1 pseudogene is annotated in these 297 nt (G+C 60.9%); it reads left to right on the forward strand.

The window, feature by feature from the left end:
- Positions 1 to 48 precede the first annotated feature (48 nt).
- A pseudogene (locus LO50_RS23160) lies at positions 49 to 297 on the forward strand (hypothetical protein); the annotation flags it as partial.

Raw genomic sequence — 297 nt, forward strand, 5'->3', positions numbered from 1 at the left:
CTCAACATCATGGCTCGCCATGTACGTTATGCCGATTGATTGCCCCCCATGACTTCCCACTACAGCCCCAGCGCCTACCAGCCAGCGCGCATTCCCGACCAGCCAGCAGCGGTCAAGCGCAGTTGGTTGTTCCGCTTTGGCAGCTCGCGCCTGCCCTGGGGGCATACCGAGGATATCGTGCCGCATAGCATGCTGAGCCATACATCCCCCGCGGGCCTGCGAGATGTTGAACGCTACGAGCACGCGCTGGAAACAGGGGAGGAGCAACGAGAAGCCTACGAACTGCTGGATTACCAC

The organism is Stutzerimonas stutzeri (genome assembly GCF_000935215.1).
Classification (GTDB): domain Bacteria; phylum Pseudomonadota; class Gammaproteobacteria; order Pseudomonadales; family Pseudomonadaceae; genus Stutzerimonas.